Origin of the sequence: Myroides sp. 1354 (assembly GCF_030324495.1) — a bacterium.
Lineage (GTDB): Bacteria > Bacteroidota > Bacteroidia > Flavobacteriales > Flavobacteriaceae > Flavobacterium.
The window spans coordinates 25,769-44,465 of record NZ_JACAGN010000017.1 but is presented as its reverse complement, the minus strand read 5'-3'; the positions used below and the strand labels follow the sequence as shown (position 1 = coordinate 44,465).

Here is an 18,697-nt window from a genome sequence, read left to right as displayed (position 1 = left end):
GTGGGCGATGAGGGATTCGAACCCCCGACCCTCTCGGTGTAAACGAGATGCTCTGAACCAACTGAGCTAATCGCCCTAATAAATATTTCTATAAATTCGGAATATTTTCAATATGTGTAAGAAATGGTGGGCGATGAGGGATTCGAACCCCCGACCCTCTCGGTGTAAACGAGATGCTCTGAACCAACTGAGCTAATCGCCCTTTCTTAATGAACGTGTAATCGTGTGTTGATTACGGGTGCAAATATACGACGGGATTTTATGTTTGCAAGCTTTTTGCAACTTTTTTTTATAAAATTTCTGCTACTACAAAAGTACTCCCTCCTATATAAATCAAGTCCTCAGCCTTCGCCTCAGCCTTTGCTTTTGCATAAGCTTCTGGTATTGAATTACAAACAATCCCTTCCAATCCAAATTCCTTTGCTTTCTCCGCTAAAATATTTCCATCTAATCCACGAAAAATATCTGGCTTCGCAAAAAAATATTTTGCCTCTTTAGGCAAAAATGGCAATACACTTTCTAGATCTTTGTCATTGACAACCCCAAAAACCAGATATAATTGCTCGTATTTTTCTGTTTTTAACTGTTCCATTACGATAGAAATCCCATGTTCGTTATGTGCAGTATCTGCAATAATCTTTGGATTTTCTTGTAATACCTGCCAACGACCTTGTAATTTTGTATTTTCCACTACACGATTGAGGCCTTTTTTCTCATTTTCTTCGGTAATCACCAAGTCTTTGCGCAACAATTCTACCACCTGACGGACCGTGCGTATATTTTTTTGTTGGTACACTCCCTTTAAATCGGAAGTCCATGTATTTGACGCGTAGGTTTCCGAAGCAAAATAAATCGGGCTCTCCATTTCTTTCGCCTTAGCGATAAAAACAGGTTTTGTTTCGGCTGTATATTCTCCAACAACGACAGGAATATGTCGTTTAATGATACCTGCCTTTTCTCCTGCAATAGCCGCTAGTGTATTTCCAAGAAAGGCAACGTGATCTTTTCCTATATTGGTAATCACAGAGACTAAAGGTGTAATAATATTAGTTGCATCGAGTCTTCCTCCCATACCTACTTCAATCACCGCAATATCAACTTGCTCTTCTTTAAAGTATTGAAAGGCCATTCCCACTGTCATTTCAAAAAAACTCAAGGACTCTTGTTCAAAAAACGGTTTATTCGCTTCAATAAAGTCAACCACAAAAGCTTCTGTTATCTCTTCTCCATTTATTTTAATGCGCTCTCGAAAATCTTTTAAGTGAGGAGAAGTATACAATCCTACCTTATACCCTGCTTCTTGAAGAATGGATGCTAACATAGAGGAAGTGGACCCCTTTCCATTGGTACCAGCAATATGCAACGTTTTAATCTCTTTTTCAGGATGATGTAAATGTGCAGCTAATTTTTCGATATTCGATAAATCTGCTTTATAAGCAATCGCTCCTTGCTGTTGATACATTGGAAGTTGTTCAAACATCCATAAGACAGTTTCTTGATAAGTCATAAGTCAAAATATAGGACTGCTTCCTATAGGATTAATTAATTCGTGTAAATCATTTACGTTCCATTCCTTTTACACAACATCCAATTGGACATTGCCTTGAATAAAAGTAGATCAAAGATAAGTTGTTTTCTAGGTGTTACACAAGCAGATTAACGTTTTAAGCCTTCCCTTCCCTACCAAACAGGATCAAAAATATCGTAGATTACACCAGCGCTATGATCATATTGCGCTCCTGTAACACTAGCTAGCGTATTAACTTCATCTCTCACTTTAAGCACACCTAACAAGGCAAAAATTAACGCTTCCTTATAGTTAACCAATAAGGATGAAGGAATATCAAATTGGTAGGCTATTGCGTGATGTTGAATGCGTTCCATCAGGTAACTATTAAAAGCTCCTCCACCTGTTACTAAGATTTTCGCTTGCTCAGGCAACTGAATTCCTTGTGTTATTTGCTGTGCAATATGTTCAACAAAGGTTGCTAAATAGTCTTGTGGAGACAGTGGATACATCGCCAACAAGGGTTGAATATGGCTTGACACAAACTCCACGCCTAAAGATTTGGGCGGTGTTTTTCCGTAATAGTCCAATCCATTTAAAGCCTCTAATAGCGGGTAGGAAATAGTACCTTGTCGGGCTAACTTTCCTTCGTCATCATATAAAAGACCGCACCTTTGCGCTTGTTCATTGAGTAAGACATTCACTGGACATAAGTCGTAAGCAATGCGGTAATTCAATTTATTTTCATAGGATACATTTGCAAAACCACCGAGGTTTAGACAGGCATCGTATGCACCAAATAGCAAGCGATCTCCAATTGGAACCAGAGGAGCTCCTTGTCCTCCGAGTAAAACATCTTGTACGCGAAAATCACATACTACTTTATGTTGAATCAGATCTGCTAAAATGGATAAGTTGCCAATTTGAACGGTATACCCCAAATCAGGACGATGTAAAACTGTATGTCCATGAGAACAAACGAAATCAACAGATTCTAAGGCGTGTTCTTGAATAAAAGCAGTAATTACCTCAGCCAAATACACCGTATACTGTTCATCTAGTATATCCAATTCCTCTTTATTCAGAGTAATAGCTGTCTTCAGTTTTTTTCTCCATACTTCCGTATAGGGCACGGTCTGTCCTTGTTCAATTTCAAAGGTCCATTTTCCTTGAGTAACAGACAAGGTTACATACACTACATCGACTCCATCGAGAGAAGTCCCTGACATGATTCCGATAACGCGGTATTGACTATTTTTCATAGGTATAAATTTACGTATACTAATTGAATATTTGATATTATTCCGCTATATTTGAACTTCTAAATTTTACAGATTACAAAGCATAAAATAAACAATCAATGGATTTTAAATTAACAGAAGAACAACTAATGATTCAACAAGCTGCGCGTGATTTCGCACAGACTGAATTATTACCAGGTGTTATTGAAAGAGATGAACATCAAATTTTCCCAACAGAGCAAATCAAAAAATTAGGAGAGCTTGGATTTTTAGGGATGATGGTTGATCCAAAGTATGGAGGAAGTGGATTAGATAGCGTATCTTATGTATTGGCAATGGAGGAAATTGCAAAGGTTGACGCATCTACAGCTGTAGTTTTATCTGTTAATAACTCTTTAGTTTGTGCAGGTTTAGAAAAATATGCAAATGAAGAGCAAAAAGAAAAATACTTAACTCAGGTAGCTTCAGGAGAAGGAATCGGAGCTTTTTGTTTATCTGAACCAGAAGCAGGTTCGGATGCTACTTCTCAAAAAACGACTGCTGTTGACATGGGGGATTACTACCTATTAAACGGAACAAAAAACTGGATTACCAACGGTAGTACAGCTTCCTTTTACATTGTAATTGCACAAACAAATCCAGAGAAGAAACACAAAGGGATTAATGCATTTATCGTAGAAAAAGGATTACCTGGATTTGAAATTGGAGCGAAAGAGCAAAAAATGGGAATCCGCGGATCTGATACTCATACTTTATTGTTCACAGATGTTAAAGTACCAAAAGCAAACCGAATTGGAGAAGACGGATTTGGTTTTGCCTTTGCGATGAACGTATTAAACGGAGGACGTATTGGTATTGCTTCTCAAGCCTTAGGAATTGCACAAGGTGCTTATGAATTATCTTTAAAATATGCCAAAGAGCGCAAAGCATTTGGAACTGAGATTATCAATCACCAAGCAATTGCATTTAAATTAGCAGATATGGCAACTCAAATTTCAGCAGCACGTATGCTTTGTTTAAAGGCAGCAGCAGAAAAAGATGCTGGTCAAGATATCTCTGTATCTGGAGCTATGGCTAAATTATTTGCTTCTAAAACAGCAATGGACACCACTGTAGAAGCAGTGCAAATTCACGGTGGAAATGGATATGTAAGAGAATATCATGTTGAGCGTATGATGCGTGATGCGAAAATCACTCAAATTTATGAAGGAACATCTGAAATTCAGAAAATTGTAATTTCAAGAGGAATTTCAAGAGACTAATCTCACTTTATAGCATACAATAAAAGCGATCCAATGGATCGCTTTTATTTTTTAAACCTATCTATCAATTTATCTCTCTTTACTGTACCTGAATCGTTATTGGTAAAGTGAATTGAGATCGAACTGTACGATTATCCTGACGAGCAGGTTTCCATTTCGGCATATTTTTTAATACGCGAACTGCTTCCTTACCTGCACCATAACCTGGGTCGCGAAGCACTTTAATAGCCGTGATACTTCCATCTTTCTCTACAACAAAAGACAAAATAACCTGTACTTTACTTACGTTATTATCTACTTGTAACTCGCGAAATTTAGAAATAAAGGTTTGACTAAAATGGGCCATCCCTCCTATGGGTTCTGCTTTTTCAGTAGTAAAGCGAAAAATTTCATTTCCTTTTTCTTCCTCATCGTCTGTGATAGCCGTTCCTAAACCACCTACTTTTACACCTGGCGTTTCATCAATTAAAATACTTCCGGCTTCATTTCCTTTGATGCTTTCACTTCCAATTAATACATCTACTAAATTTTCTTGTTTCGCTGGCTCCTCTGTTACTTCAGTGGCGGCAGCTACTTCTAGCGTTGTAAATCGCGTCACATCCATACTAGAAGCCGGTGCACTACTTTCTTCTGTTTTAGGCTCTTCTACAAGAGGTTTCACTTCTTCTACTTCTTCCTTTGGAAAATCAAAATCTTCCAATTCAATGGGTTGGTCCAACTCTCCAAAATCACAATAGGTAATTTCACCTTTTGCCAATCCATTTTCCTCTTCAAAGAAAGAAGAAATAGCCGTTGGAGCAACAAATACAAAAGCGAATAAACACAAACCACTGCCCAAAGCAACAAGTGTGGTTCTAGGGCTTTCTAGACGTAATTTGTAGGCACCATATTGCTTGTTTCTACCTGCAAACACAATATCTAACCAATCTTTCTTAAATAAATCATTCTTTGCCATAACATACTGTTTTAATTGATTAAACCTAACACTTCATTCAATGTCTTTCCACCTTTAACACCCATACCATTACATTTTTTCTACTAAAGTTAATCAATTTCAATAAACTTCCAAACAAAATAAACATAAAAACAGAAATTTAACAAATTAAACAACACAAATCAAAACATATCGCAACACTAAAAACTTATCTATTTAACATTTTTACATTCCACAATCATTGCCCCATAAAATCCAAAAATGAGACTCAACATTTTGTACCTTTGTGGTTCAATTCTAACGAAATCAAAATGAAACCCTCAAAATCAATCAAAATAAAAATCATATTCTTGTATGTTATACTACTTGGAGCTGTTTTCTTTTCGGGTTTTTACATATATAAAGAAGCTAAAAAATTCACCTTACCTGAAGAGCAAGTAGTCAAGGAAAACAATAAGATATTTCTTGTCAGCAGTACATTAAACAACCTATATTCATCAGAGATATACAGCAGAAATGCCATTGTAACAGGCAATAAAAAAGACATTCAAAGTTATTATTCGCATTTGGATACTTTAGTCAATCAAATTGATCGCATTAAACTGACGACAACAGACCAAGCTATTCATCAAAAAATCGACTTAGTACAAGATTTACTAAAAAAGAAAAAAGTCAGCTTCAACAATATAATCAAGGCTCGAAAAGAGATTAATGAAGACCGAAATTACAGTGAGGCCATTGACAAGATTTACGATATACGCGATGAGATAGAAAAGAAAATCCAACCTATTGTCATTCAATCCAAAGAAAAAGAAAAGCGCAGTGCTTGGGCTCGATTATTCAAAGGAGATCACACCGATACAATTACCAAAACCATCAACTATCCCAGCGTTACAGATTCGCTAATTAACGCCATGGAAAGCATTATTCTCAAGGCGCAAGAAAAGGTCAATCAACAACAGGCCAATTTATTAAAAGAAGAGCAAAAACTCATCATAGAGAACAAGAACATTACCAACGAATTGCGCAAGATCCTTGAAAGTATTGAGCAAAATTTATTGACACTTTCCTACCAAAACATCAACGAATCAAAGGCTCGTATTAGTACAGCGTCTACAAACATTGCTTATATTGGAGGTTCTGCCCTATTTGTCATTATTATTTTAGGCTGGATTATCATTAAAGACATCAACCAAACACAAGAATATCGTTTAAAATTAGAGCAACTCAACAAAGAGAGAGAGGTTCTATTGCGCAGTAAAACTATGTTATTCGCTACTGTTACTCACGATTTACAAACACCATTAGGCAGTTTAATTGGTTTTTCTAATTTATTAGAATCGACAGAATTAAACACTAAGCAAAGACAATACCTCAACAACATACAGAGCTCAACTCAATACATTGCTAATTTAATTAACGACTTAACGGATTTCTCTAAATTAGAAAACAACAAAATTAGTATTCAAGAAAAAGCTTTCAATCCGAAAGATCTATTAGAAAGTATATGCGCTCCATTGGTTCCCAATGCAGACAACAAGAAGATTAAATTAAAATGGACCGTTGACCAAGCGTTAAACAACACCTTTATTTCAGACCCTTATCGCTTAAAGCAAATTGTCACCAATTTAATTACCAATGCAGTTAAATTCACTCAAAAAGGAGGTGTATTTGTAGAGGCGATAAAACTAGGAGATCAATTGCAAATTAAGGTGATTGATACAGGAATTGGCATTGAGCAAAATCAGATAGAAAACATTTTCAAAGAATTCAGTCAAGCAAATGAAGGCATTGAAAAGCGCTTTGGAGGTACAGGATTAGGACTCAACATATCCAAACGTTTAATTGGTTTATTAGGAGGGGATATAAACGTAGAGAGTATCTTAGGTGAAGGTTCAATTTTCACCCTGACAATTCCATTAGAAGAAGCAGATGTTCAAGTAAACACCCATACATCCGTACATCAATACAAAGAATTATTTACAGTTTTAAATCAGAATAAAATTCTGGTTGTAGATGACGATAAGATTCAACTGCAATTGATGGAAGAACTACTTTCTCCTATCTTTAAGCATATTGAAATTCTAAACGATTCCTCTGAGATTGAGTCTGTATTAGAACAAAATACGTATGATGTCATTTTAAGTGATATTCAAATGCCTAAAATGGATGGTTTTGAAATGATACAACTCTTGCGTACCAATCCAAAGTACAGCGAGATTCCCGTTATTGCTCTATCAGGTAAACGAGATCTTACCCTGGAAGATTTCACCAATGCTGGATTTACTTCAGCCCATCAAAAACCCATTCAGTTACAAGAGCTATTGGTTCTTATCACACAGTTATTACACCCTGAGCACCAAATTGAATTTGAATCAGTACCCAATACTTCTTTATCTAATGAAAAACCAACTACTTTATACGATATCAATCAAATTAAACAATTTATTGGAGAAGACAGCACAGCCCTGCGTAAGTTTGTGGTTATTTTTGTCGATAGTACCCAAGAGAACATTCTAGATTTAAACTACGCCAAGGATGATTTTGATTGGGATACCATTAGCAATATTGCACATAAGATGCTGCCCATGTTTAAACAACTTCAAATAAACCACCTCGTACCAGCTCTGGAAAAATTAGAAGATAAAACCCTTCAATTTCAAACAAAAGAGGATTTAGCTCAATATATTGCAACACTAACACAGCAAATACAAGAAGTTATTACGGACTTACAAGAGAAGTATTTGGATTAAATGTTTTTTTTGCTTTTTTGTTTTTTTGTAAAGTTGCTCTTTGTGAAGTTGCTTTTTTGCTTTTTTGTGAAGTTGTAAATTCCATACAAAGAGCAAACCTCACAAAGTGCAAACCTCACAAAGAGCAAACCTCACAAAAAAAGCACCCTTTCTGAGAGTGCTTTTGTTTTGTTTTATTTTATACTAGCTACATCCACTAGTTCATTTGTTTCAGCATTGTAATCAATTCCGTCGAATTCGAATCCGAATAGATTGAAGAAATCTTTTCTGTATCCTTCTAAATCTGAGATTTCATTGATATTCTCTGAGTTGATTTCTTCCCAAAGCTTAGCTACTTCAGCTTGAACATCCTCTCTCATTTCCCAATCGTCTACTCTGATTCTTCCTTCAGCATCTAAAACCACTGGTTTATCTGCATACAAACGATCATTAAATAAGCGATACATTTGCTCAATACAACCTTCGTGAATATTTTTCTCTTTCATTACTTTGTACAACAAAGAGATATATAATGGCACTACTGGAATTGCAGAACTTGATTGAGTTACTAAAGCTTTATTTACAGAAACATAAGAAATTCCATGTAAATCAGCTAACAAATTATTGATTGTTGGAACCGTTGCTTCTAAATCATTTTTTGCCATACCAATTGTACCATTGCGGTAGATTGGGTACGTTAATTCAGGTCCGATATAAGAATATGCTACCGTTTTAACTCCATCAGCTAAAACACCTGCCGCTTTTAAATCTTCTATCCAGAATTTCCAATCCTCACCTCCCATTACGGCGATTGTATTATCGATATCGCTTTGTTCAGTAACAGGGTCAATGGTGATATTCGATACTACTCCTGTGTGGAAATCAACTGTTTTATTAGAGAAAGGTTCATTGATTGGCTTTAAAACAGAAGCATAAGCCACCCCTGTTTTTGGGTGAGTACGTCTAGGTGAAGCTAAACTATATACAACTAAATCCACTTGACCTAAGTCTTGTTTAATCAATTCAATTGTTTGTTTTTTAATCTCGTCAGAATAAGCGTCTCCATTGATGCTTTTTGCATATAGACCTGCTTTAGCTGCTTCTTGTTCAAAAGCTGCTGAATTATACCAACCTGCAGTTGCTGGACGACCTTCTGTTGCTGACTTTTCAAAGAATACACCAATAGTAGCTGCGTCAGAACCGAAAGCTGCAGAAATACGAGATGCTAATCCGAAACCAGTAGAAGCACCTATTACAAGTACTTTTTTAGGTCCATTTGCTATCTTTCCATTAGATTGAACATAGGCTATTTGTTGTTTAACATGCGCTGCACATCCTTCTGGATGAGAAGTTAAGCAGATAAATCCACGAGTTCTAGGTTGTATAATCATTATTTCTATTTTTTACTTTACTATATGTAAATTATTTTTCTGTTTTTTTATTGAAATCTTCAATGCAAATACAAATATAAACAACTCTTTTTATATGCAAATGAAATAGTGTGGAGAAAATAGAAATGGATGAAATTCGTTTGCGTTTTATGACTTACAGCTTAGTATACATTCCGAAATAAAGTTGTTCGTGTATTAAACAAAAATCTTGAACTTCACAAAAAATCAAATCGCAACAAAGTGGAGATTCATTGGACAGCAAAATCACATTCACCCTCACTCCGTTAACACGATCTATTTTTGAAGAACATTCGCAATATATTCAGAAGGAGATACACCTTCATATTTTTTAAATGCTCTAAAAAAAGAGGTACGAGAATTAAATCCACACTCATCTCCTAGTTCAGAAATAGAAATATCGAAATTTCGTTTTTCAAGAAGTTCTTTGGCATATTCCACGCGTAACTTATTGATATAAGCATTGAAATTCATCCCATAGGTAGTGGAGAAAAACTGGGATAAATGGTGTTTGGCGATTTTGCTTTCGCGTTCCAAATCGTCTAGGGTAAAACTAATTTTAAGGTAAGACTTTTTATCTTGTAAAACCTGTTCTACCTTTACTTTATAAGCAATTAAAACCTCCTCGGCTAATTTTGATTTTTCGTATTTCAGTAGCGCCTGATCATCGATTAAAGGTTCCGTTTGCACTGTAGATTCTGACACGGGCACTACTTTCACATACTTCAATCGCGTCATATAATAATTGAATATCACAACAGAAAAACACAACAAAGCAAGATAAGTAACTGAAAGATCATAATACAGCACATTATTATAAAAAATAACCCCCAGGGAAATGAGTGCCATAAAGATCATGATCCACATCACGCGTAAAATCAAAAGACGAATATTGTTATTCAGCATCAATTTATTAATCTTAAAATACCCCGTAAAAGCGTAGCCAATATATTGCAATACTTCCACCGAATACAGTAGGATTAAATAGCCATAGGCTTCACTTTCATTAATATCAATTTGCTTACTCACAAAAAAACCATAAAAGGCGAGTAAAATAATCGTAGGGATAAAATGTAAAACAAAAAGAGAATGCCTCTGGGTATATGCTGTATTTTTCACTTCTTCCGAAAGCAAAACCAAACAACAATAAAACGTAGGGGCATAAGCTGTATTTAACGGCAATCCAAGGCTCAAAAACTTATAATCCGGCATCATCAACCTCAAACACAGGATAATAAAAATATGCAGAACAAAAAACAGCAAAAAAGCATGTAGCATTTTTTGCGTTTTTGTGGTTGTGGTCAATGTTCGATTAACAATAAATGAAATACTGCCAAAAATAATCGATGCTGTTAATACAATTAAGTTGAAATAAAATTCCATACTAATGATATTAAGCTATTTGACTGCGATATACTGATGGGGTTTTTCCTACAAAAAGTTTGAAGTATTTATTAAAAGTTGACTTTGAACTAAAACCACATTCTTCTACGATGGCTTCAATAGTCAAATTATTGCGTTCTTGCAAAAGTTCCTTTGCATGCAAAATACGATATTGTGCAACCATGTGATAGAACGAAGAATTTAACTGATGATTAATCACAGTAGAAACCTCTTGTTTACTCAATCCAACTGCTTCAGCTAAATCATCCAAAGAGAATGAATTAGTTAAAAACTCATCGCTTGTTTCAAAGAAATCAACAATCGTTCTTTCCTTATCCTCAACCACATAGCTATAAGATTGAATATCCGCTTTATTAACCATAAAGGTAGGTACTTGGTTGAGAATTGCTTTATTTCCTCCATTGATATTTACTAAACTCAATAAGCTAAACAATAAAACCAAAACGGATAAACCAGTTTGAAAGAACACATATTCAACGCCAAAATCAGCATAGATATAAGTGACTAAAAAGAAAATAGTTTTAGCGATTAGACAAGCAATCATATAATTGCAGAAAAAACCGATAAATCCTAAGATACTCTGATTTGCAGAAGAAGGTTTTATCGTTTTCACTTCCTTATAAATCAACATTAAATACGTCAATACATAAGCAAAGATTAGCGATCCAATGTATTTAAATGGAAACAAACTCGGCAATAAAATCACGAGAATAACTACGCTAAAATGCAGTATAAACTCACCAATAGAAGGTTCTACATGACTTGCTGTTTTCCTTGTAAAGAAATACAATAAAGGAATAGCTAAATGAATGAAGTTTAGATTTACACCTAAGCAAATCACTACAAGCTGAATAAGAGATATTGCTAAAATACTTTTAACAATGCTCTCGAAGTTAAAATGGCCTCTTAAAAAACCATCAAATGTTTTAATTAGTTTCATAATGTTAGTGGTGATGATGTATTAATATTAATACCTCTACCCTCACATATTGCGTCGTGACAATACTGCATAGCAATACAGGCACGATTCTCTATTAAGTGGGGACTTAAGATAATAGATGTTCGCCTATTACTACTTTTTTTACTTTCGTTTAAAGCGTGACAAAATTATTATTTATTTTTTAGATTAACATATTATTTAACATTACAAAATGAGAATTACACATTATTCACCTATTCTCATTTTACCTTTTATAATAATTAATTTCTCAAGATAAAACACTCAAAGTCACTAAACAAATTCATCAAATAATTCATATTATCCTATTAATTTATCTCCATTTAATACAATAAACACAACTGATTATCCATTTAACTGTTTATTTTCCTCGAGCTAACTCTTACATCTCAATTTTTTTTTATCCTTCTTTCCTAAAAAAAGACACTTAAAAACAACCTTAACATAAAAATCTCATTTCATCTATTTCTTAGACCACAAACTCCAAATAAAGTCACATCGTTTTTATTTTTCACCCCAAAAAACCAACAAAATCAACAAAAAATTACACAACAAAAAACACAATAAAAACAGAATGCATTAAATTTATTTTTAAAATAAAACCCATAACACAGAAAAAAAGTTAAAAATAATACAGATTAAATAATTTTAGATTTATTGTAATTTTAAATCTATTGAGCGGCTTTAATCCCATGCGTTAGTTCATTGAATCAAAACTTTCACTAAATGCGAATAATTAAAAAGAGGAGTCACGCCTGTCTTCTCCCCTCACTTTCTCTTGGTTCGTTAAAAAAATCCGCGTTTAACACTTTTATCTTTGACTCGACAACTTGGATGCCTTAACAAGATTTCAACAAATTTGCCCCTCCCCCTTTCTTAACAGCAAAAAAAAATGCTCCAAATTAATTGGAGCATTTTTTTTATGGTATTTTATTTTTACACCACTTCTTCTACAGGTGGAGTTTCCGTACTTTCCTCTGTGCTTAATACATTCAATGGGTCGTAGCTTTTAACCTCCCAATTCGGATCAGTCAAGTCAATATAAAAATAGTTGACATTGTCGTTCTTATCAAAAGCGCCATTTTTATTGATATCTTCAATCGTTCTAAAATACAATCGATTTTGTACATCAATCACCGTCCAATCTAGTAATTCTTGTAGATAAGGACTTAATTTTTTAAACTCTTTTCCACTACTTCTACTGATATATAATGTTTTAATATCATTGGAATCGATTTTACCATCTCGGTTGGTATCTGCATCAAAAACACTATAAACTAAGATATTTTTCTTTAATTTTTCTGCTATGGTATTCAAATATACCACAGATTGAATTTGAATTTTTTTAGTTGTCAAAGGTCTAATCTCCAAAGAATCTTTATGTTGAAACATCAGATTTTCTAGATACCCCGTAATTTCAAATGGCACATAGTTGGAAACCGTATAAGAAAACTGACTCACTTTACTTGTTCCATATTTACTTGGACTGTTGTATACTCTTACTTCACCGATAGGGTGAATTAAATAGGATGAACTACCGACAACCAAAGGCAAATCAGCAATTCTGATATCTTCTGTTTTTTCTTTAACGGCTTCTTGTTGTTCTGGTGTTTCTACTTCATCTTTATAGATTACTTTTGGTTTCTCCTCTTGTCCTTTACAAGAGAAAAACAACACAGCGGAAAAAACACTTACGAATAAACCTAATTTTGTTTTCATTCTTTTCACTATTGATGACTCAAAGATACGTTTTTTTACAAATGCTGTACGAAAAAATTAAAACGTTAGTGCGACTTTAATATTGAAGGTTCTTTGGGTCATATAATTTGGTATAGCATACGCTTTATTGCTATTAAGGTCTTTAATCCACGTGTTTGTAATGGCGTTGTCAAAATCAAATACATTATAAATCTCTACCCCTATTTGCAAGTAGTCAATTCCCTGTAACCAGCTGCTATTTTGTCCTACAGTCTCGTCTTTAAATACGTAGTTAAATCCAATATCTGCTCGTTTGTAATCGCGTAATCTTCCTTGATATAAATACGGATCAACATAAGAAGGAGACCCTCCTGGTAATCCTGTATTATACACTGCATTCAAGTACAATTTCAGATTGGGAATAGAAGGAACATAGTCTTGAAACAACAACCCAAATTTCAATCGTTGATCTGTTGGTCTTGCGATATAACCTTTACCTTGGTAATTCTCTTCCGTTTTCATATAACCAAAACTCACCCAAGATTCCGTCCCTGTGATAAATTCACCATACAAACGAACATCTGCACCATATACATACGCTTTTGCGTCATTATTAGCCACGTAACGCATGCGAACATTATCTAGGGTATAAATATTAGCGTCTTGGATGTTTTTATAATAAACTTCCGATTGCATTCGGAAATTCTTTTCCCACATTTTGAATCGATAGTTATGTCCTAAAACAGCCACCCAAGCTTTTTGTGCTTTTAGATTGGGATTTAATTCTCCATCTAACCCTCTATATTCCCGATAAGATGGTGGTTGTTGATAAAGTCCCAAAGCTAAAGTAAACAACATCTCTTTCTCCCAATTACTCGGTTCAAAAGCAAGTTGTGCTCTTGGGCTTACCACTACTTTCCCCTGATTACTTTCAGACATCTTCCACCATTGCATGCGAACACCGGCATTAACCGTAATTTTTGCATTGGTCACATACATCGCTTTACTCCATTCACCATAGGCCATGAATCGATTAATATCTACTGTATGTTGGGTATGAAGCGCGGAATAAGGATGTGTATCAGGTAGTACATATCCTAACGAATCAGTCAACTGCCATTCAGACAAGCGGTCTTTGATATTCTCTTTGGTGTATTTCACTCCCCAATGAAGTGAAGCATCAGCTTCTTGTAAAAAAAACTTCCCTTTTAGTTCTGCGTTCAAAGCTAAAGCATCGTAATTGTTTCGGGCATGTATCAATTGAGAAGCGACTCCTTTTTTTATCGGAGCAGGTCGCTCAATATCCTTTCCAAAAAGCGGATCAGCATCATATTCCGCTTGATCCACTAATAAATACGAAGCTTCTATATCATAATATTCTTTTTCTTGCGTATGATAAGCTGAAAGAATAGCCTCGATTCTATTGTTACTATCCCATTTATATGTTGATGTAAAAGCACCAAATAAGGAACTGTATTTATCTTCTTCTTTTCCGTCGTACAACACGGTTACATTAGACGGCTTATTGTAAGCCCCGAAGCTTACATCTGCACGATTGGGTTCATATTTATAGTGATTTCCAGTAATATTTCCCAAAAAACTAAAATTCCATTGCTCGTCTAATTTATAGTTAACAAGGGTTTGGGCATCCATAAACGAAGGCCTATAATATCCGTCGTCGTCTTTTCGATTCATCAATAAGCGATTGTTTTGATAACGCATGCCTAAAATAGCAGTTAAGGCCTTGTCTTTCGACACCAAATCAACCGTAGCACCAGCGCCTAAAAAACTCGCTTGCAAATACGCCTTATTTTTAGTTGGCTTTCGATAGGTGACATCCAAAACCGATGACATCTTATCGCCATATTGCGCTTTAAATCCTCCTGCAGAAAAAGAAACTTCTTCTACCATTGTTGGATTGATAAAGCTTAAACCTTCTTGTTTACCCGAACGCACTAAAAAAGGACGATACATTTCAACCCCATTTACATAGATGAGATTCTCGTCAAAACTCCCCCCTCTTACTGTAAACTGACTACTTAGCTCATTATTGGAATTTACTCCTGCCAATGTAGTTAATACTGTTTCTAATTTACTACTTTCAGCTATAGCGGGCATAACATCCGATAGATTCACGCTAGAGAGATCTCGTTCAAAACCTCCTTTAGGTGTTACAATCGTAATATTATCCAACACTTGCTCTTGTTTCTTAGATTCTTCTTTCAGTACTTGGCTTGTTTTTTCTTTGTTTTCACTTGGCAGTTGTAAACAATCAAAACGAACGAATTGAAAGGAACCATTTGTAAAATAGATGGCTCCTGGATTCAAACAACGAAGTGAATTTGGCACCGTTACATACACCTTTTCTACTTTTGGAATTTCCAATTGAAAACCGCCTTCCTCATCAGTTACAGTCTTTCCAATTACCTCCTGTTTTGCTTCGAGTGTTCCTTGATAAACCACGATATCTACATTGGGAATTCCCTTTTGATTTTCGCTATTCACAACCTTACCTCTCACTACAGCAAGCTCTTGAGCACATAAACCTATGCTCAATAAAAAAATAAATAAGGTAATTACCAATCGATTTATCATCTGTTATTTTCTAAAAAAATGGGTCGTATACGTTGCTTCGTTATTCATGTTGTCTGTCACTTTAATAATCACGTCATTGCGTCCTGAAACCACTACTCCATCGCGGAATAAATGTACTATTTTTTTTGTTTTATAATCGTAATCCAGCAACATCCATTTTCCATTGATACTGCCTTCTATTTTATCAATTCCCGACTCAGCATCTTGAACTAAAAAAGAGATTTCATTAGCATTGCTCAACCAATCACCTTCTTTAAAACTAGGTTGATATATCTTAGGTGGAGTATTATCGATTCCGTAAGAGTAATTGCCTAATTTTTTGGTGTAAATCGTGAATAATTTTCCTTTTTTATGTGTTTTCACATAAGATTTACTTCCATTAGGCTCAACTTGCGCCAAATAGGCTTTCTCTAATTCGGCATCTGTCAATCCAAATCCACTTACATCCACAGTCAACGTCATATTCTTGAATCCAGCCACAACATCTTTGTGTAGGGTGACTACTTTATCCTTAGCATTAAAGATAAATGTAAAATCCTTGTAAAATGTATTAGCAGGAATCTTTACGCTAGCAAAATCTTTTTCTAAGACAAATTCTCTCGTTGATATCATATCGTATCGATCGCCTTCTGTCACATCCATGCTATCCACACGAGCAACAAAATCATTGGCATACGTAATAGGAATCTCAACTGTGGTTTGGTTGCCGTGATAATCAGAAGCTACAATCCTATAAATATAGCTTTCTCCTGGTTTTACAGTTAAAATTCCTTGGTTGCCTTTATCCACTTTTAATACAGAAAGCGGATAAGGAATCTCTACAAACATTTTTTGAACTTTGGCTTTGGTTCGTTTTACGCGTTCATAGTCCACCAGGGCATTGACAAATCCTGTTTCACTAAAGGAGAAAGTATCAAACTGATAGCTAAAGCTTGGCGAACCATTAATAAACGTTTCAAGCTTATAAACGCCATTTTTATTAGAATTATTATTTGCTGTATCGTACATATCAATACCAAAACTAATTTTCCCTTTGGCTGTAATGGGATCTGCTGCAAGTACGCCATTTCGCATTTTGTAAGCCAATTGAATGGGATTGATATTCGTATTGATTGTTGCATCTGCAGAAATTGGATACGCATAAACAGCAGTAATTGTTGGTGCTTCCGTATCCACCAACATATCTTTCATTCCCTTACTCAATGGATTGATAATGTTTTGGGTATTGGTATCTCGAAATTCATAGTGCAAATGCGGACCACCAGAACCACCGGTATTCCCCGTATAGGCGATAATTTCTCCCTTTTTCACTGGAATTTCATTGCGCTTTGGAAAAATTTCAATTTCAAACACACGTTGTTTATAGTGCGTATCAAAAACGCGTTTTGCGATTTCACCTTCATAGGCATTCAAATGCCCATATACTGTAGTCATGCCATTTGGATGATCAATATACAAGGCTTTTCCGTACCCCCAAGTAGACACTTTAATTCGAGAAACATACCCATCTGCAGGAGCATAAACGGGTAAACCAATGCGTTGTTGTGTTTTGATATCCAATCCAGAATGAAAATGACTTCCTCTCAATTCGCCAAAATTACCTGAGGCATGAATGGGAATATTTAAGGGGTTAGCAAATTCTATCGATGGAGATTGTCCAAAAGCAAACAAGGCAGAGCAAACAAAAAAACCAGTTAAACTCTTTTTCATATTTTATAATTTAGTGCTAAAATAAAGAATAATCCAAAATTTGCACCTTCTTTTCTACAAATCCTTGCCTTTCTTTTGGTGTTTTTCATCACTAATGTACAAGGAAATTAGAGGTCTTATGCGTTGCAGTAGGTTAGAATTAAGCTTAAAAAAGTTTTTTTAAAAAAAAGGACATATAGCGTTGAATCGACATGGAACAAAAGAATCGTAAACTTAGACAACTGCTAAAAAAGAGGGGTAAAGCGATAAAAGTACCCAATGACACATCAGGATACTAAAATAAAACTGTGATTCTTACCTATTTCCATTCAAAAAACAGATAATACATTCATTAGTTAGTTATTAAACAATTTCCTATTCATTCGGGCGAACTTTTCACAGAAAATATTTTAAAATCTAAATACTAATTGTAACTTTGTAAAAGAATAGTGAATATTTATTTTGTGACATGAGTGAACTAACGGACATAATTAATGCATTGGAAGTAAAGTTTGCAAAACTTGTACAGCGATTAGATCAATTGGAAGCGGAGAACAACAAGCTGAAACAACATTTAATCGAAGCACAGCAAGAAATTCAGCAAAATGAGCATCAATTAGACGATATTTATAAAAAATATGAATCGCTCCAATTAGCTAATTCACTATTGGGCAGTGACGAAGGAAGAAAAGATACGAAACTCAAGATAAATTCATTGATAAGAGAGATAGACAATTGCATCGCTCAACTCAGTAAATAAAGCTAGCTATGAGTCAAAATGAACAATTAAAAATCAAGATATCGATAGCTGATCGTGTATATCCATTAACGGTTACATACGCACAAGAAGAGGCATTGCGTTCAGCATCAAAGAAGATAGATATCATGATTACTCAGTTTGAGGAGAGCTATGCGGTACGAGATAAGCAAGATGTTTTGGCGATGTGTGCTTTACAATTGGCCTCACAGACAGAACAGAAGACAATTGACAAATCAGAGAATTACAACAAGGCTGTTGATCGATTAGTTCGATTAGATGAAGCTTTGGATCGTATCCTTTCGAAATAAAACGTTCTTATTTAAAGGAAAAACTAAAAAAGATACTGCTCACATTAGTAAACCGTTTTGATAAACTCAACACTAACAAATTAAAATGGGTGAATCATTGCTACTAAAGCATGCTGCATTTATGCAGATCCTTGAACAGCAAGCTAACCCAAAACTTGTTTAAATCAGAGTTTATGCAACTCTACTGATGTGGGCTTTTT

13 protein-coding genes, 2 tRNA genes and 1 other RNA gene are annotated in these 18,697 nt (G+C 35.0%); 5 read left to right on the top strand and 11 right to left on the bottom strand.

What is annotated here, in order from left to right; translation table 11 throughout:
- Position 1 precedes the first annotated feature (1 nt).
- From HX004_RS14985 to HX004_RS14970, 4 genes are all read right to left on the bottom strand, one after another.
- Positions 2-76, bottom strand: a tRNA-Val gene (locus HX004_RS14985).
- 48 nt (positions 77-124) lie between these two features.
- A tRNA-Val gene (locus HX004_RS14980) sits at positions 125-202 on the bottom strand.
- An 87-nt stretch (positions 203-289) separates the two neighbouring features.
- Positions 290-1,507 carry a bifunctional folylpolyglutamate synthase/dihydrofolate synthase gene (locus tag HX004_RS14975; RefSeq protein WP_286443410.1) on the bottom strand — a complete coding sequence of 406 codons (1,218 nt, stop codon included), beginning with the start codon at positions 1,505-1,507 and terminating at the stop codon, positions 290-292.
- A gap of 173 nt (positions 1,508-1,680) precedes the next feature.
- Positions 1,681-2,769: an anhydro-N-acetylmuramic acid kinase gene (locus tag HX004_RS14970; protein ID WP_286443409.1), complete on the bottom strand. Its 1,089-nt coding sequence runs from the start codon at positions 2,767-2,769 to the stop codon at positions 1,681-1,683.
- Positions 2,770-2,867: 98 nt separating this feature from the next.
- On the opposite strand from HX004_RS14970, the gene HX004_RS14965 reads away from it, so the two are divergent.
- A complete protein-coding gene (locus tag HX004_RS14965) occupies positions 2,868-4,010 on the top strand; it encodes an acyl-CoA dehydrogenase family protein (protein WP_286443408.1) in 1,143 nt (380 codons plus the stop codon).
- Positions 4,011-4,089: 79 nt separating this feature from the next.
- Here HX004_RS14965 and HX004_RS14960 read toward each other — a convergent pair whose 3' ends face one another.
- Entirely contained in the window at positions 4,090-4,965 is an 876-nt protein-coding gene (locus tag HX004_RS14960) for an energy transducer TonB (RefSeq protein ID WP_286443407.1), read from the bottom strand.
- Between the two features lie 290 nt (positions 4,966-5,255).
- Here HX004_RS14960 and HX004_RS14955 point away from each other — a divergent pair, with 290 nt between their 5' ends.
- Complete coding sequence (locus HX004_RS14955) at positions 5,256-7,697, top strand: ATP-binding protein (protein ID WP_286443406.1); 2,442 nt, start codon at positions 5,256-5,258, stop codon at positions 7,695-7,697.
- Between the two features lie 173 nt (positions 7,698-7,870).
- On the opposite strand, the gene fabV is transcribed toward HX004_RS14955, so the two are convergent.
- From fabV to HX004_RS14925, 6 genes are all read right to left on the bottom strand, one after another.
- The gene (gene fabV / locus HX004_RS14950) at positions 7,871-9,067 is read right to left on the bottom strand and encodes an enoyl-ACP reductase FabV (protein ID WP_286443405.1); all 1,197 of its coding nucleotides are present in this window, start codon (positions 9,065-9,067) and stop codon (positions 7,871-7,873) included.
- Between the two features lie 294 nt (positions 9,068-9,361).
- The gene (locus HX004_RS14945; RefSeq protein WP_286443404.1) at positions 9,362-10,468 is read right to left on the bottom strand and encodes a helix-turn-helix transcriptional regulator; all 1,107 of its coding nucleotides are present in this window, start codon (positions 10,466-10,468) and stop codon (positions 9,362-9,364) included.
- Between the two features lie 10 nt (positions 10,469-10,478).
- Positions 10,479-11,429 (bottom strand): helix-turn-helix domain-containing protein, encoded by a 951-nt coding sequence (locus HX004_RS14940; RefSeq protein ID WP_286443403.1) that lies wholly within the window; start codon positions 11,427-11,429, stop codon positions 10,479-10,481.
- Between the two features lie 954 nt (positions 11,430-12,383).
- A complete protein-coding gene (locus HX004_RS14935) occupies positions 12,384-13,166 on the bottom strand; it encodes a hypothetical protein (protein WP_286443402.1) in 783 nt (260 codons plus the stop codon).
- A 57-nt stretch (positions 13,167-13,223) separates the two neighbouring features.
- Positions 13,224-15,740, bottom strand: a complete 2,517-nt coding sequence (locus HX004_RS14930; protein ID WP_286443401.1) for a TonB-dependent receptor plug domain-containing protein — start codon at positions 15,738-15,740, stop codon at positions 13,224-13,226.
- Between the two features lie 3 nt (positions 15,741-15,743).
- Positions 15,744-17,450, bottom strand: a complete 1,707-nt coding sequence (locus tag HX004_RS14925; RefSeq protein WP_286443400.1) for a M23 family metallopeptidase — start codon at positions 17,448-17,450, stop codon at positions 15,744-15,746.
- 448 nt (positions 17,451-17,898) lie between these two features.
- Here HX004_RS14925 and HX004_RS14920 point away from each other — a divergent pair, with 448 nt between their 5' ends.
- The 3 genes from HX004_RS14920 to ssrS all read left to right on the top strand — a co-directional run bounded on the left by HX004_RS14920 (position 17,899) and on the right by ssrS (position 18,670).
- Entirely contained in the window at positions 17,899-18,189 is a 291-nt protein-coding gene (locus HX004_RS14920) for a coiled-coil domain-containing protein (RefSeq protein WP_286443399.1), read from the top strand.
- 8 nt (positions 18,190-18,197) lie between these two features.
- Positions 18,198-18,497 carry a cell division protein ZapA gene (locus tag HX004_RS14915; RefSeq protein WP_182628602.1) on the top strand — a complete coding sequence of 100 codons (300 nt, stop codon included), beginning with the start codon at positions 18,198-18,200 and terminating at the stop codon, positions 18,495-18,497.
- 64 nt (positions 18,498-18,561) lie between these two features.
- Positions 18,562-18,670, top strand: a non-coding RNA gene (gene ssrS / locus HX004_RS14910) — 6S RNA.
- Positions 18,671-18,697: the final 27 nt, after the last annotated feature.

What these genes read in the sequence shown, in the direction of transcription:
- HX004_RS14975 (WP_286443410.1), bottom strand. Translation starts at nt 1,507, where the DNA reads ATGACTTATCAAGAAACTGTCTTATGGATGTTTGAACAACTTCCAATG.
- HX004_RS14970 (WP_286443409.1), bottom strand. Translation starts at nt 2,769, where the DNA reads ATGAAAAATAGTCAATACCGCGTTATCGGAATCATGTCAGGGACTTCT.
- HX004_RS14965 (WP_286443408.1), top strand. Translation starts at nt 2,868, where the DNA reads ATGGATTTTAAATTAACAGAAGAACAACTAATGATTCAACAAGCTGCG.
- HX004_RS14960 (WP_286443407.1), bottom strand. Translation starts at nt 4,965, where the DNA reads ATGGCAAAGAATGATTTATTTAAGAAAGATTGGTTAGATATTGTGTTT.
- HX004_RS14955 (WP_286443406.1), top strand. Translation starts at nt 5,256, where the DNA reads ATGAAACCCTCAAAATCAATCAAAATAAAAATCATATTCTTGTATGTT.
- fabV (WP_286443405.1), bottom strand. Translation starts at nt 9,067, where the DNA reads ATGATTATACAACCTAGAACTCGTGGATTTATCTGCTTAACTTCTCAT.
- HX004_RS14945 (WP_286443404.1), bottom strand. Translation starts at nt 10,468, where the DNA reads ATGGAATTTTATTTCAACTTAATTGTATTAACAGCATCGATTATTTTT.
- HX004_RS14940 (WP_286443403.1), bottom strand. Translation starts at nt 11,429, where the DNA reads ATGAAACTAATTAAAACATTTGATGGTTTTTTAAGAGGCCATTTTAAC.
- HX004_RS14935 (WP_286443402.1), bottom strand. Translation starts at nt 13,166, where the DNA reads ATGAAAACAAAATTAGGTTTATTCGTAAGTGTTTTTTCCGCTGTGTTG.
- HX004_RS14930 (WP_286443401.1), bottom strand. Translation starts at nt 15,740, where the DNA reads ATGATAAATCGATTGGTAATTACCTTATTTATTTTTTTATTGAGCATA.
- HX004_RS14925 (WP_286443400.1), bottom strand. Translation starts at nt 17,450, where the DNA reads ATGAAAAAGAGTTTAACTGGTTTTTTTGTTTGCTCTGCCTTGTTTGCT.
- HX004_RS14920 (WP_286443399.1), top strand. Translation starts at nt 17,899, where the DNA reads ATGAGTGAACTAACGGACATAATTAATGCATTGGAAGTAAAGTTTGCA.
- HX004_RS14915 (WP_182628602.1), top strand. Translation starts at nt 18,198, where the DNA reads ATGAGTCAAAATGAACAATTAAAAATCAAGATATCGATAGCTGATCGT.